This window comes from Roseibium limicola, assembly GCF_017313085.1.
GTDB lineage: Bacteria > Pseudomonadota > Alphaproteobacteria > Rhizobiales > Stappiaceae > Roseibium > Roseibium limicola.
This window is the reverse complement of record NZ_JAFLNF010000003.1, coordinates 512,967-526,106: the sequence shown is the minus strand read 5'-3', so window position 1 is coordinate 526,106 and position 13,140 is coordinate 512,967. Positions and strand designations below refer to the sequence as shown.

Annotated in this window: 12 protein-coding genes; 9 read left to right on the top strand and 3 right to left on the bottom strand. The window is 57.8% G+C overall.

Translation table 11 applies throughout. The features are described from left to right. Positions 1 to 27: 27 nt before the first annotated feature. On the top strand, positions 28 to 663 hold the full coding sequence (pdxH, locus tag J0X15_RS09570) for a pyridoxamine 5'-phosphate oxidase (protein ID WP_206940054.1): 636 nt from the start codon (positions 28 to 30) through the stop codon (positions 661 to 663). Between the two features lie 20 nt (positions 664 to 683). On the opposite strand, the gene J0X15_RS09565 is transcribed toward pdxH, so the two are convergent. Next, on the bottom strand, positions 684 to 1,658 hold the full coding sequence (locus J0X15_RS09565; protein ID WP_206940053.1) for a CorA family divalent cation transporter: 975 nt from the start codon (positions 1,656 to 1,658) through the stop codon (positions 684 to 686). A gap of 260 nt (positions 1,659 to 1,918) precedes the next feature. Here J0X15_RS09565 and J0X15_RS09560 point away from each other — a divergent pair, with 260 nt between their 5' ends. Further along, positions 1,919 to 2,884 (top strand): DUF1499 domain-containing protein, encoded by a 966-nt coding sequence (locus tag J0X15_RS09560; RefSeq protein WP_206940050.1) that lies wholly within the window; start codon positions 1,919 to 1,921, stop codon positions 2,882 to 2,884. 39 nt (positions 2,885 to 2,923) lie between these two features. Here J0X15_RS09560 and J0X15_RS09555 read toward each other — a convergent pair whose 3' ends face one another. Continuing rightward, positions 2,924 to 3,823, bottom strand: a complete 900-nt coding sequence (locus J0X15_RS09555; protein WP_231710340.1) for an MBL fold metallo-hydrolase — start codon at positions 3,821 to 3,823, stop codon at positions 2,924 to 2,926. A 294-nt stretch (positions 3,824 to 4,117) separates the two neighbouring features. Between J0X15_RS09555 and J0X15_RS09550 the strand changes: the two genes are divergently transcribed. From J0X15_RS09550 to phoB, 7 genes are all read left to right on the top strand, one after another. After that, positions 4,118 to 5,494: an ATP-binding protein gene (locus J0X15_RS09550; protein WP_206940048.1), complete on the top strand. Its 1,377-nt coding sequence runs from the start codon at positions 4,118 to 4,120 to the stop codon at positions 5,492 to 5,494. A gap of 397 nt (positions 5,495 to 5,891) precedes the next feature. Then, complete coding sequence (locus tag J0X15_RS09545; RefSeq protein WP_206940046.1) at positions 5,892 to 6,929, top strand: substrate-binding domain-containing protein; 1,038 nt, start codon at positions 5,892 to 5,894, stop codon at positions 6,927 to 6,929. A gap of 70 nt (positions 6,930 to 6,999) precedes the next feature. Further along, positions 7,000 to 8,469, top strand: coding sequence for a phosphate ABC transporter permease subunit PstC (pstC, locus tag J0X15_RS09540; RefSeq protein WP_206940044.1), 1,470 nt, complete (start codon positions 7,000 to 7,002; stop codon positions 8,467 to 8,469). Continuing rightward, a complete protein-coding gene (gene pstA / locus J0X15_RS09535; protein ID WP_206940042.1) occupies positions 8,469 to 9,809 on the top strand; it encodes a phosphate ABC transporter permease PstA in 1,341 nt (446 codons plus the stop codon). The genes pstC and pstA overlap by 1 nt, the downstream gene beginning before the upstream one ends. Positions 9,810 to 9,886: 77 nt before the next feature. After that, positions 9,887 to 10,648, top strand: a complete 762-nt coding sequence (pstB, locus tag J0X15_RS09530; RefSeq protein ID WP_231710368.1) for a phosphate ABC transporter ATP-binding protein PstB — start codon at positions 9,887 to 9,889, stop codon at positions 10,646 to 10,648. An 84-nt stretch (positions 10,649 to 10,732) separates the two neighbouring features. Beyond that, the gene (gene phoU / locus J0X15_RS09525) at positions 10,733 to 11,443 is read left to right on the top strand and encodes a phosphate signaling complex protein PhoU (RefSeq protein ID WP_206940038.1); all 711 of its coding nucleotides are present in this window, start codon (positions 10,733 to 10,735) and stop codon (positions 11,441 to 11,443) included. A 37-nt stretch (positions 11,444 to 11,480) separates the two neighbouring features. Beyond that, the gene (gene phoB / locus J0X15_RS09520) at positions 11,481 to 12,176 is read left to right on the top strand and encodes a phosphate regulon transcriptional regulator PhoB (protein ID WP_206940036.1); all 696 of its coding nucleotides are present in this window, start codon (positions 11,481 to 11,483) and stop codon (positions 12,174 to 12,176) included. A gap of 177 nt (positions 12,177 to 12,353) precedes the next feature. Here phoB and J0X15_RS09515 read toward each other — a convergent pair whose 3' ends face one another. Then, on the bottom strand, positions 12,354 to 12,920 hold the full coding sequence (locus J0X15_RS09515; RefSeq protein WP_206940034.1) for a GcrA family cell cycle regulator: 567 nt from the start codon (positions 12,918 to 12,920) through the stop codon (positions 12,354 to 12,356). Positions 12,921 to 13,140 lie beyond the last annotated feature (220 nt).

The following is a 13,140-nucleotide window of genomic DNA, read 5'->3' as shown; positions in this document are numbered from 1 at the left end:
CTTCTTCAAACTTTCCGGCAGGACAAGATGACCACACATGAGCCTTCGCCAAATGAGTTAACAAAAGGTGACTTTACGGAGGTCAAGGATCCATTTTCCCTTTTTCACACGTGGCTTGAGGATGCAAAGGGGTCTGAACCCAACGATCCCAACGCTGTTGCGGTCGCAACTGTGGATGAAGGTGGATTACCGAATGTGCGCATGGTCCTGCTGAAGGACTTCGATGAACGGGGATTCGTTTTTTATACGAACTTCGAAAGCGCCAAGGGACGTGAGCTGTTGAGCGCGGGCAAGGGCGCCATGTGCTTTCACTGGAAATCACTGCGGCGTCAAGTGCGCCTGCGTGGGACGATCGAGCAGGTCTCTGACGCAGAAGCGGACGAATATTACCAGTCCCGGCCGCGTGGCAGCCGCATCGGCGCCTGGGCTTCCAAGCAGTCCCGCCCGCTGGAAAGCCGCTTTGCTCTTGAAAAGGAGGTGGCGAAATACACCGCTAAGTTCAACATCGGCGATATTCCGCGGCCCGAGCATTGGTCCGGGCTGCGGCTTGTGCCGTCCTCCATCGAATTTTGGCACGACCGGCCTTTCCGCTTGCATGACCGGGTCCTGTTCACACGGAATACCCCAACAGAGGCCTGGTCGACTGAACGACTTTACCCGTGATGTGCTGCGTCTGAGGCGGCTTACAGCAGTCGCCTCAGACGCAGCACCAGGTAAGTCAGCAACACCAGACCTCCCATCATGGCCAAGGCGTATTCGAATCCGTGTTGCCAGCTCAGCTCTGGCATCGATTGGAAGTTCATTCCATAGATGGACGCGACCAGTGTTGGTGGCAGGAAGATCAGCCCGAGGACGGAGTAGGTCTTGGCTGTCTGGTTTTGCTCCAGGTTGACCAGTCCGATGGTCGCATCGAGCAGGAATGAAAGCCGACTGTCGAGCGCGTCCCCATGCTCTTTGATGGAGTGGACGTCGCGGCCAAAGCTCTTGAGCAGTTTCCTTTGTTTGTCCTGCAAGGAGACCTTTTCGGAGTGAACATCAAGAAACAGAGACATCCGGGAGAGCCCGGTACAGACGTCGTGCATTTTCGAGACCTGAAGTCCGATCCGGCCCTGTTCCTTGATCGCCTGCTGATAAAGCGCGCTCTTTCGCGCTGAAATGCCGCTTTCAAACACCCTCAGGCTCATCTGATCGACGTTGGCGGAGGCTTCCTCCATCACGTCGGCACAGCGGTCAACGACAATTTCCAGCAGGGCGACGAAAACGCCCGGACCGGTATGAGCGATGTCTCGTGTTGAGGTGGCCTTGCGGGAAAACTGGCTCAGCGATGTGGGTTCGCCGTAGCGCACGGTGACGAGCCGCTTGGAAGATATGACGAAAGTCACGGAGGAGACCTCGGGATCCGGGGTCTGTGCTGCGATCGGGAAGAGCGTCGTCATGACCAGGGCGCCCGGTTCCTCATAAAAGCGGGCAGAGGCCTCGATGGACCCCATCTCGCCTCGGGTTGGGATTTCGGCTCCCATCAACCGTTCCGCTGCTAGTTGCTCATCACGGTTGGGACGCAAAAGGTCGATCCAGACCGAGGTCGGCGGGATGGCCGTCCCGGTTTCAACCTGGATTTTTTCAAGTCCCTGAACCGTCGGCACATACGCGAAAATCATGAAATAACTCCGTCATCAAGGGCGCTCAATCTGGTCAGCCTTGGGATCAGCATATCCAATGCTTGTGAAAATGCGTCAGGATTGGTTCTATGGTTGAACATCAGCCTGAAGCCAGTGACAAGCTTTTGTCCATGACTTCATTGCAGGAAATCCGATCTCGACGATGGCACGACACGAATGCACATGACGATCAGACCAGTTGAGACCCGGGTTGCGCGAAATCTTGACGCACAAACTGCTTGGCGTGGGATTTCAGCAACATGAAGCGGTTCCCCTTGTTTCAAGCGAAAACGGCCAGGGTAAGCCGTATTTTCGGCGCTCTTGGGTTGCCGGTCAGCCTGATTGCAGTGCTGGGGCACCGCCTGGATGCGATCGGCGTTTGGGACATGGTGCTGGCAATCATGTTGGCCGCCGGACTTGGTCTTTTTGCGATCGCTCTGGCGATGATCGCCTTCGCACAGCTCTGGCGCTTCGGCGGTCGCGGATTCACGCATGCCGGGTTCGGCCTGGTGTATGGCTTCGTCGCACTGCTTCCGGCGTCTGCATTGATCGCCGCGCCATTGGTGCTGGAAGGCGCATCCGACATCAGCACCAATCCCAATGATCCACCGGTGATCCGTACGTCCGGTGCCTTGCAAACCGGGCCTGCCTGGACATTCGGTCGCCCGTTGGTCTTCACCGGCCAGGACGATGGTGAACATCCGTTTGATATTGTCCCGCGCCGCTACCGGATGTCGCCGTCTCGGGTGCATAGTGCAGCGCGCGAAGTGTTGAGCCGGGATGGCTGGACCTTGATTGACGAGACCTTGCCCGACCTCCCGGATATGCCGACCCGCCTGCAGGCACGGGTTCGCAGCCCGCTTCTCGGACTGGTCAAGGACTTTGTAGTACGGATCCGTCCTGACCCGATGGGCGCCTTGCTGGATCTGCGATCATCTTCACAGACAGGGCTGCGGGATCTCGATAGCAATGCCGACCGCATTCGTGAGGTATTGGCGGGCATCGATGATGTTCTGTTGGAAACATATGGAGAGGTGGAAGCGCAAGATGTGGCGCTGCATGAGCGCCTGGATGAGCAAGGCCGATTGCTGCTTGATGGTACACCCGGCTTTGCAGAAGGCGGTCGTGCACCGCTTCCCGGCTTCAAGCCCTATCTCCCGGATCTTGAGGGGGATCAAACCGCACCGGCAGAGGATCTTTTGATGCCTGCAGGGCCTGAAACGTAACCTGCAAGTTGCACCTTCGAAGCCGTAGTTTCTTGCTTGTCATGGCGTCATGTAAACTGCTTGCAAACTCGCACTCGGCACTGCTTTGACGATGCCTTGGCTGGTCAGATCCTCAAGGTGGGCGAAAACGGACAGGCCGGCTGCTGGCTTCAGCATTGGGTCCAATCCCTGATAAACCAGCTCGACGATCTGCGGAATCGAGAGTGGGTTACCAGACAAACACCCGGCGATGGCCTTTTCGCGGGCTTTGCGGTGGTCCCACAGCGCGCTCATATACTCATGCGCCTGGGTGACCGCTGCGCCGTGGCCGGGCAGGAAATGATCCTCCGCGCGGGCCTGTAGCCGCTCCAGAGAGGCCATGTAGTCGGACATGGCACCGTCCGGCGGTGCGACGATACTGGTCGACCAGGCCATGACGTGATCGGCTGAAAACAGAACTTCGGTGCCTTCAACGGCAAAGCACAAATGATTGGCCGTGTGCCCTGGGGTGGGGACGGCTTCCAGAGTGAACCCGCCGATGGCGTAACGCTCGCCGTCACCCAGCTCCTGATCGGGCCGGTAGTCTTTGTCGGCGCTGGCATCAAGCGCATTGGTTTCCATTGCTGCCAGGTCCCGCGCTGGGCGATGGGCCCCGCAACCAATGATCGGAGCGCCGGTTACCGCCTGCAGGGCCTTGGCGCCGGGAGAATGATCCATGTGGGTGTGACTGACCAGGATTGCCTCAACTTTTTGTCCCTGCGTTGCGCGGAGCAAGGCATGCATATGCTTTTCATGCAGCGGGCCTGGATCGAGGATCGCCACGTCCTCGTGACCGATGATGTAGCTGTTGGTACCGAAGAAGGTGAAAGGGCCGGGGTTCTGCACGGTCATCCGGCGAATGCCTGGCATGACCTCAATGGCAGTCTCATAGGCAGGATCGAAATTTCGCTCGTGTTGCAAGAAAGTCTCCCGGAAGATGGCGAGGGCTTGAGAGGAGCAGGGGCTAAACCGAATGGGCGCTGAAGAGAGCTGCCATAGCCTGCCACTGGCTGCAAGTGCGGGGTGGTGAGCATCTGGGGCAGCAAACAAGGGCGAATGCCCAGGCGTTAGGTGTTTTTGCGCCATTGTCGCCAGAATGACATGCAACCTATGTTATCTGCCTCCCCCATTGCAGGATGATATCGCTTTCTGTACCGAACATCGAAGCAAAGCCGACTAAGCGCCTATTCCCTCTCGGACCAACAGATTTTACCCATGAGCCAGACCAACGATAGTCAGACGGACCCGATGGCGGTATATTTGCCAGCTACGCCTTGGACACGTGTGACCGAAGCGCGGTGGCCGATTGTCGCGATCGCGATTCTGGCTCTGCTGGCGAATGCATTTTATCAGGTGCCAGGCGTGGTTTGCGGCGCGGTCGTTATCGGGCTTACCGGCATGATTGCCTATCTTCCACGCAAGGCGCGGACGCGAAAGCTGCAGGCGGTGAAACAACGCCGGTTACGTCGCATGTGGCCTGGCACCGGAATGAAGCTGACTGTAGACGCTTTGCCAAACCCGTGCTTCGTGGCCGATGGACGCGGGATCACCCGATACGTCAATGAGGCGGCCTCCAAATTTTACGGGGCGGTCAAGCCGGGCGATCCGTTGTCGTTCTCCTTGCGCGCTCCATCGCTGCTTGAAGCCTTCGATCGGGTTTGCGTCGAAGGCCGTCCGGCTCAGATCACCTGGACTGAAAAGGTGCCGACGGAAGCCTGGTTCGAAGCCCACTTGGCGCCTATCTACATGCCGGGGCAGGCGGAGCAGGGCGGCGGCGGGGCTGCCCCGGACTTTGTTCTCGTGGTGATCCAGAACCAGACCGAACAACGTCGGCTGGAGCGGATGAGAACCGATTTCGTGGCCAACGCCAGCCACGAGCTGCGCACCCCGCTTGCTTCTCTGACAGGTTTTATAGAAACCCTGCAGGGACCGGCGAAAGACGACACGGACGCGCGCAATCGCTTCCTCGCCATCATGCTGGAACAGTCGGGCCGGATGCGTCGGTTGATTGACGATATTCTCTCCTTGTCTCGGATCGAGCTGAAAGCGCATGTTCAGCCAGCTGAAAAGACGGATCTGGTCGAGATCGTCCGCCACAGTGCCGATGCATTGGCACCGCTTGCGCGGGAGCTGGGTCTGGAGGTTCATACCGAAAGTCCAGATACGCCGGTCATGATCCGTGGCGACCGGGACGAACTGATCCAGGTGACGGAAAATCTGCTTGAGAATGCGCTGAAGTACGGCAGTCAAGGCAAGCGCGTTGATCTCGTGGTCAAACGCCAGGAAACCGGCGGCAAGCACTGGTGCCTGCAGGTACGTGACTATGGCGAGGGCATTCCTGCGGAACATCTTCCGCGTCTGACAGAACGGTTCTATCGGGTGGATGTGGCCTCCAGTCGTGCAATGAAAGGCACTGGTCTGGGACTGGCGATCGTCAAGCACATCCTGACCCGCCATCGGGCCAGGATCGAAGTGGCAAGCGAGTTGGGGAAGGGGGCGACCTTCTCCGTCGTCTTCGCCGGTGAGCTGCCTCATCAGGAGAGTGACATCGAGCTCGCTCTCTCCGTCCCGCTGCCTGCGCAAGCCGAATAGGCTTTTTTACGTGGGTTTCGGCCGCGAATCTGTTTCTGCTGTCGTGTGATTTGACTGACGCCAGACGACCTGACTTTCTCATGCTGCCTTTTCAAAATGCACGCTCATGTCGCGATCATTGTCGCCTGTTGTCTGCAGACTCCAGGACTCGGCACCCCAGTAGGTCGAGCTAGATAGATTTACGGAGGGGCAAATGTAATGAAACACCAGGAGTTTCATGGAGGTAATGTGAATCATTTAGATTAGTCGTTAAATTTCAGAGGCTTATAAAGTCATAAAACTGATATAAATTCGTCATAGAAGTCACATCAGTCCCCACTAGGTTCCTCGCTGTCGCTCGGGCAACGAAGACCCTAGCGAATAGATAGAAACCTTGACATTCAAAGGGAGTGGTCAAGTGAAATTCAAGACCCTCGTTTCCGCCGCTGCTCTGGCCGTTGCTGCCACCGCTGTTTCCGGCGCCGCCCAGGCTCGCGACCAGATCCAGGTTGCTGGTTCTTCTACCGTTCTGCCTTACGCTTCCATCGTTGCTGAAGCTTTTGGCGAAAACACCGACTTCCCGACCCCTGTGGTTGAATCCGGCGGCTCTTCCGCTGGCCTGAAGAAGTTCTGCACAGGCGTTGGTGAAAACACCATCGACGTTGCAAACGCTTCCCGCGCGATCCGCGAAAAAGAGATCAAGGCTTGTGCTGAAAACGGCGTGACCGACATCATCGAAGTCCGCATCGGTTATGATGGGATCGTTTTCGCCTCCCAGAAGGATGGCCCGGCGTTCACAGCTTTCACACCGTCTGATTGGTACAATGCTCTCGGCGCCAAGGTGCTGAAGGACGGCGAGCTTGTCGCTAACCCTTACGGCACATGGGCTGAAGCAAACGCTGACCTCCCGGATGCTGAAATTGCTGCCTTTATCCCGGGCACCAAGCACGGTACACGTGAAGTCTTCGAAGAAAAGGTCCTGCTGCAGGGCTGTGAAGACACTGGCGCCATGAAAGCCATGGTCGACAGCGGCATGTCCGAAGATGATGCGGAAGGCGCTTGTATGTCTGTCCGCACCGACGGCAAGTCTGTTGATATCGACGGTGACTACACAGAAACCCTCGCTCGCATCGACGCCAACCAGAACGGCGTCGGTGTCTTCGGTCTTGCTTTCTACGAAAACAACACTGACAAGCTGAAGGTTGCCACCATGTCTGGTGTGGCTCCGTCCACAGAGACCATCTCCACCGGCGAATATCCGGTTTCCCGTCCGCTGTTCTTCTACGTCAAGAAGGCCCACATCGGCGTGATCCCTGGTCTGAAAGAATACGCTCAGTTCTTCATCTCCGACGAACTGGCCGGCTCTGATGGCCCGCTGGCTCAGTACGGCCTGGTTTCCGATCCGGAACTGGCTGCTACTCAGGACGCTGTCGCCAACGAAGCGACAATGAACTAAGTATCTGACGCCTGAGGGGCGGCCTTTGGGCCGCCCCTCTTCTATTGCCTGCTGTTCGGATTTTTGAATAATGGCGTTATCCTTCCTGCTCCTAACTATCCTTGTCGTAGCGGGCCTGGCCTATGTGTTGGCCAAGTCCAGGGCTTTCAAATCTGCAGGAGGTGATATCCGCTTGCTGCATTCGCTGCCTGGCTACTACGGCTGGAACGGTGCCCTGACGGTGCTGTTGCCTACCTTTCTGGCCCTTCTGCTATGGCTTGCTATCCAGCCAGTCGTGGTGGACCACACCGTGTCCGGAATGATCTCTGCCGAGTCCGCTGCCGAGAGCACGCTGGGGCTGGTGATGAGTGACGTTCGACGGATCGCCGACGGACTTGATCTGGCGGTTCAGAACGGTGTTCTGACGGCGCAAGACGCTTCGAGGCTCAACACGGGGTCTTCCGATATTCGCGAGACGCTGGGTGCGGTCGGTGTTGCGCTTGGGGCCGAAGTGACGGCCGAAAAGCTTGAGGCGGCCCAAACCTACCGGTCGGCGACCGCTACCGGGTTCTGGATGCGCACGGTGCTTGTCCTGCTTGTTGCGCTTGGCGGCCTTGCGGTTTCCTACCGTCGCACGGACAAGGATTTTCGCGCCCGCAACTTCGTCGAGCAAGTGGTCAAGGGTATCCTGGTTTTCGCGGCGCTGCTGGCGATTCTGACCACGGTCGGGATTATCTTCTCGCTGATCTTCAATACAGTCGAGTTCTTCTCGCTTTACCCGGCAGAAGACTTCTTCTTCGGTCTGGTCTGGAGCCCCAGCTTCGGTGGTGGATCCGAACTCGGAATTCTCCCCCTCATCTGGGCGACTCTCTATATCTCGCTGATTGCTCTGGCGGTCGCGGTGCCGGTTGGACTGTTCGCGGCGATCTACCTGTCGGAATATGCCTCTCCAACGGTGCGCGCTGTGGCTAAGCCTCTGTTGGAGGTTCTGGCGGGCATCCCGACCATCGTTTACGGGCTCTTTGCACTCCTGACAGTCGGGCCTCTTCTGGTTGATATCTTCGGCAACGATGGCGCACTCGGCGTCGGCTGGATGCAAGGCGGGACCGCCGTGATGACCGCGGGTCTGGTGATGGGCATCATGTTGATTCCTTTCGTTAGTTCTCTGTCCGATGACATCATCAACGCTGTGCCGCAGGCCATGCGTGATGGATCCCTGGGGCTCGGCGCCACACATTCCGAAACGGTCAAGCAGGTCATCATGCCGGCAGCCCTTCCGGGAATTGTCGGGGCTATCCTTCTGGCGGCCTCTCGCGCCATAGGTGAAACCATGATCGTCGTACTGGGGGCAGGTGCTGCTGCAAGGCTCAGCATGAACCCCTTCGACGCGATGACGACGGTGACCGCCAAGATCGTCAGCCAGCTGACCGGGGATGCGGATTTCGCCTCGCCTGAAGCTCTGGTCGCCTTTGCTCTGGGCATGACACTGTTTGTCATCACCCTCGGCCTCAACATCTTCGCCCTCTATATTGTGCGCAAGTACCGGGAGCAGTACGACTGATGACCGACGTCACGCTGACCACAACACCTGCAAGCGAACCGGCTCGCTCCAAGTCTCTGCTGGAGATCGATGAGCGCACGAAAAAGCGCAACGCCGCGGAGACACGGTTCAAGTTCTATGGCATCGGTGCCATTGGCATCGGCGTCTTCTTCCTGGTCGCCTTGCTGGTCTCGATCCTGAGCAACGGACTGTCTGCCTTCACGCAGACATCTATCTCCCTGCCTGTTCCTCTGGTGCAGTCGGAAATTGAGGCGGCTGAAAAGTCCATCGTCAAGACCTCCAAATACCGCGATATCATCGGTGCGGTGCTGATCGAGAAGCTGAAGACGGCAGGTGTCTCGACCGACATGGACAGCAAAAAGCTGTTGCAGATCATGTCCTCTGGAGCTCCGGGTGCTCTGCGTGAGTTCGTCCTGGCAAACCCGGATGCCATTGGCACCACCGTGCCGTTTGACTTCCTCACATCCTCGCGCGTCGACGGCTACTTCAAGGGCCGTGTGACACGTGCAGCCCTGGCGGAAGACAAGAACCTCGATTCTGCGCACCTCGACATCGTTGATCAGCTAAAAGAGCAAGGCAGCGTGACTTCCGGGTTCAACTGGCAGTTCATTTTCGGGTCCGATGCCTCGGACAGCCGTCCTGAACAAGCCGGTATCGGCGTTGCCATGGTTGGCTCCTTCTACATGATGCTGGTCGTCCTGTGCCTGGCCCTGCCGATTGGTGTGGCTGCATCGATCTACCTTGAGGAGTTCGCTCCTAAGAACCGTCTGACCGATGTGATCGAGGTGAACATCTCCAACCTGGCGGCGGTGCCATCGATTGTCTTCGGTATCCTGGGGCTGGCGGCATTTATCCAGTTCGCCCATCTGCCTCAGTCCGCACCACTGGTCGGTGGTCTGGTGCTGACGCTGATGACGTTGCCGACGATCATCATTTCCACCCGCGCCTCGCTTCAATCGGTTCCGCCGAGCATTCGGGATGCGGCTCTGGGGATTGGCGCTTCCAAGATGCAGTCGGTGTTCCACCATGTTCTGCCTCTGGCCATGCCGGGCATTCTGACCGGAACCATCATCGGTCTGGCTCAGGCGCTTGGCGAAACCGCTCCGCTGCTGCTGATCGGGATGGTGGGCTTCATCGCCTCCGAGTATCCAAGTGGCGTGTTCGAAGGCTTCCTGTCGCCGAACTCTGCCATGCCGGCCCAGATCTATGAATGGGCCAAGCGCGCGGATCCGGCCTTTTACGAACGGGCCTGGGGTGGGATCATCATCCTGCTTCTGTTCCTGATGACCATGAATATTGTTGCCATTATCCTGCGTCGCAGGTTCGAGCGCCGCTGGTAAGGGGAAGTAGTGCCATGAGCGAAGTTTCCGGAGCAATCCGAACTGCCGACGAGTTTGAACCCAATAAGGCTACGGCAATGGAAAATACCAAAATCTCGGCCGATAAGGTCCAGGTCTATTACGGCGATACGCATGCCATCAAAGATGTGTCCATCAACATCCGTGCGCAGACCGTAACCGCCTTCATCGGCCCGTCCGGCTGCGGCAAATCCACGTTCTTGCGTTGCCTGAACCGGATGAACGACACCATCGACATTTGCCGTGTCGAAGGTCGCATCGCTATTGACGATGAGGACATCTATGATCCGAAGGTCGATCCGGTGCAGCTGCGTGCCAAGGTGGGCATGGTCTTCCAGAAGCCGAATCCGTTTCCAAAGTCGATCTACGACAACGTCTCTTATGGTCCGCGCATCCACGGTCTGGTTCGCCGCAAGTCCGAGCTCGATGACATCGTCGCCTCGTCCCTGCAGAAAGCCGGTCTTTGGGAAGAAGTGAAGGATCGCCTCGACAGCCCGGGAACCGGCCTGTCTGGTGGCCAGCAGCAGCGTCTGTGCATTGCTCGCGCCATCGCCGTCAGCCCGGAAGTCATCCTCATGGATGAGCCATGTTCGGCACTGGATCCGATTGCGACGGCAAAGGTCGAAGAGCTGATTGATGAGTTGCGCGAAAACTACACGATCGTGATCGTGACCCACTCCATGCAGCAGGCTGCTCGCGTCTCCCAGCGCACCGCTTTCTTCCACCTGGGCAATCTTGTTGAAGTGGGCGACACCCAGGATATCTTCACCAATCCTCGGGATAAGCGCACGCAGGACTACATCACCGGGCGCTTCGGCTGATTTATAGGGGTGATCTACAGTGTGCCACAGGGCCAAGCCAGACCCTGGCCGGCCGTAGAATTGCCCGGGAAAGGATGAGATTTCATGAGCGAACATACAGTCTCCGCATACGATCAGGAACTGACCGAAATTGCCGGTAAGATCGCGGAAATGGGCGGCTTGGCCGAAAGCATTGTCTCCAATGCAGTCAGTGCCCTGATTACCCAGGATCTGGTACTTGCCCAAAGCACTATCGACCGTGACCAGCGGCTCGACGATCTGCTGCACGAGATCGAAATGCGCAACGTTCAGGTGATCGCCCGTCGCCAGCCGATGGGGCAGGACCTGCGCGAGATCATGGCCGCAACGCGTATCGCCAACGACCTGGAGCGTGTCGGTGACATGGCCAAGAACGTTGCCAAGCGAGTGATTGCCATCGACAGCGATCTCAAGTCGAAGAAGCTCGCCATCGGCGTGGAGCATATGACCGAACTGGCGCTGAACCAGTTGAAGGCCGTACTCGACGCTTTCACACGCAAGGATGCGGAAGCCGCCGTACGGATCCGTGGCCAGGATGCAGAAATCGACGCCATCTACACCTCGCTGTTCCGCGAGTTGCTGACCTACATGATGGAAGACCCGCGCAACATCACGCAGTGTGCTCATCTGCTGTTCTGTGCCAAGAACATCGAACGCATCGGTGATCACGCCACCAACATTGCTGAAAATGTCTTCTACATGGTCAAGGGCGACCATCTCCTGGATGACCGGCCTCGCATGGACGAGACCGGGGTGGAAGACAAGGAAAGCGTCTGAGGGGTTCTCCCTCGGACTTTGATCGGAGATCACTGGAATGCCGAAGGTACTCATCGTTGAAGACGAGGAGCCCCTCAGCCTTTTGCTAAAATACAATCTTGAAGCGGAAGGCTATGCCGTGGACGTCTGTGTCCGTGGCGATGATGCGGAAATACGTCTGCGGGAAAGCGTTCCCGACCTTCTTCTGCTGGACTGGATGTTGCCGGGCCTGTCAGGGATCGAGCTTTGCCGGCGCTTGCGCATGCGTGAGGAAACCGAACGTTTGCCGGTCATCATGTTGACGGCTCGTGGTGAGGAGGCAGAACGTATCCGCGGCCTTTCCACCGGGGCGGATGACTATGTGGTCAAGCCGTTCTCTGTTCCGGAGCTGATGGCCCGCGTGCGCGCTATCTTGCGCCGTGCCAGTCCGGAAGTCGTATCCACGACCCTCAAGTCCGGTGATATCGAGCTGGACCGCGAGACCCACCGGGTACGGCGTAACACGCTGGAGATCCATCTGGGGCCGACCGAGTTTCGCTTGCTCGAATTTCTGATGACATCACCCGGACGAGTGTACTCGCGCGAGCAGCTTCTGGATGGTGTCTGGGGGCATGATGTTTATGTCGATGAACGCACAGTCGATGTGCATGTCGGTCGCCTGCGCAAGGCCTTGAACCGAGGCAAGGCGAAGGATCCTATCCGGACGGTGCGCGGTGCCGGCTATGCATTCAACGACCAGTTTTCGACGATCTGACCGCACAAGCGCTCCTGGCGAACTGCGGTGAAACATGCAAGACCCGGCAGCCTGGCTGACCGGGTTTTCGCTTGTCCGATGGGTGCAATGATTTGGCCTGGTCGAGCGCGTTTTTGAGCAACAAAAAAGGCCCGTGAAACACGGACCTTATGGGTTTTACTGCAGAACTCGGCTTATTCAGCCTGCTGCGCGCGCGGTGGTGACCTTGTTGGCGCTCCGGCGGCGGTCGCTGACCGGCTGGTAGGCGATCTTGCAATGATGGGCACAGTAAGGCACGCCCGCATCAGAATTCCGACCGCAGAAGTAAAAGTCTTCCGTACTCGGGTCTCCAACAGGCCATTTGCAGGTGCGTTCTGTCAGCGTCAAAATGGTTGCTCGCTCGGAGATTGGCACCAGTTCGGCCATCACTTCAACAAGCGGCTGAGACTGCAGAGCTGGCGAGGCTTCGGCCTTCAGGGCTGTGGCCCCCTGAGTGCGTGGCTGGGCCGGAGCTGAAGACGTGCGGCTGCCTGCAACGGCAGGTGAGGGCGCAGTACTGCCTGCAGCGGCTGTGGCCGGCCGGTTGCGGCGCGGCTTGGCAACCGGGCTTGTGGACTTGGCACGGCCAGACAGGCCGAGCCGGTGAACTTTACCGATGACTGCATTGCGTGTGACGCCGCCAAGCTCCGCTGCAATCTGACTTGCACTATGGCCTTCAGTCCAGAGCTTCTTCAAAAGCTCTACCCGTTCATTCGTCCAACTCATGTTGCCGCACCTCGTTGGTCTTGGTTAAAACGACGGGCATTAACCCATTATTAAGGCAAACGTTAGAATGCCGAAAATCATATATCTAGTGCTATAAACTGGAGTGGTGCACGATATGTCGTATCCGATGGCTCAGAGCCTACAATAAGGTAAAAACGGCAAGCAAGGTTGCAGCCTGTTTCTCATGGGGAAGAATCGGTTTTTCCCCAGTTTAGCTCTT

Bases quoted from the DNA above. Each gene is read 5' to 3' on its own strand.
- pdxH (WP_206940054.1), top strand. From the start codon at position 28: ATGACCACACATGAGCCTTCGCCAAATGAGTTAACAAAAGGTGACTTT.
- J0X15_RS09565 (WP_206940053.1), bottom strand. From the start codon at position 1,658: ATGATTTTCGCGTATGTGCCGACGGTTCAGGGACTTGAAAAAATCCAG.
- J0X15_RS09560 (WP_206940050.1), top strand. From the start codon at position 1,919: ATGAAGCGGTTCCCCTTGTTTCAAGCGAAAACGGCCAGGGTAAGCCGT.
- J0X15_RS09550 (WP_206940048.1), top strand. From the start codon at position 4,118: ATGAGCCAGACCAACGATAGTCAGACGGACCCGATGGCGGTATATTTG.
- pstC (WP_206940044.1), top strand. From the start codon at position 7,000: ATGGCGTTATCCTTCCTGCTCCTAACTATCCTTGTCGTAGCGGGCCTG.
- pstA (WP_206940042.1), top strand. From the start codon at position 8,469: ATGACCGACGTCACGCTGACCACAACACCTGCAAGCGAACCGGCTCGC.
- pstB (WP_231710368.1), top strand. From the start codon at position 9,887: ATGGAAAATACCAAAATCTCGGCCGATAAGGTCCAGGTCTATTACGGC.
- phoU (WP_206940038.1), top strand. From the start codon at position 10,733: ATGAGCGAACATACAGTCTCCGCATACGATCAGGAACTGACCGAAATT.
- phoB (WP_206940036.1), top strand. From the start codon at position 11,481: ATGCCGAAGGTACTCATCGTTGAAGACGAGGAGCCCCTCAGCCTTTTG.
- J0X15_RS09515 (WP_206940034.1), bottom strand. From the start codon at position 12,920: ATGAGTTGGACGAATGAACGGGTAGAGCTTTTGAAGAAGCTCTGGACT.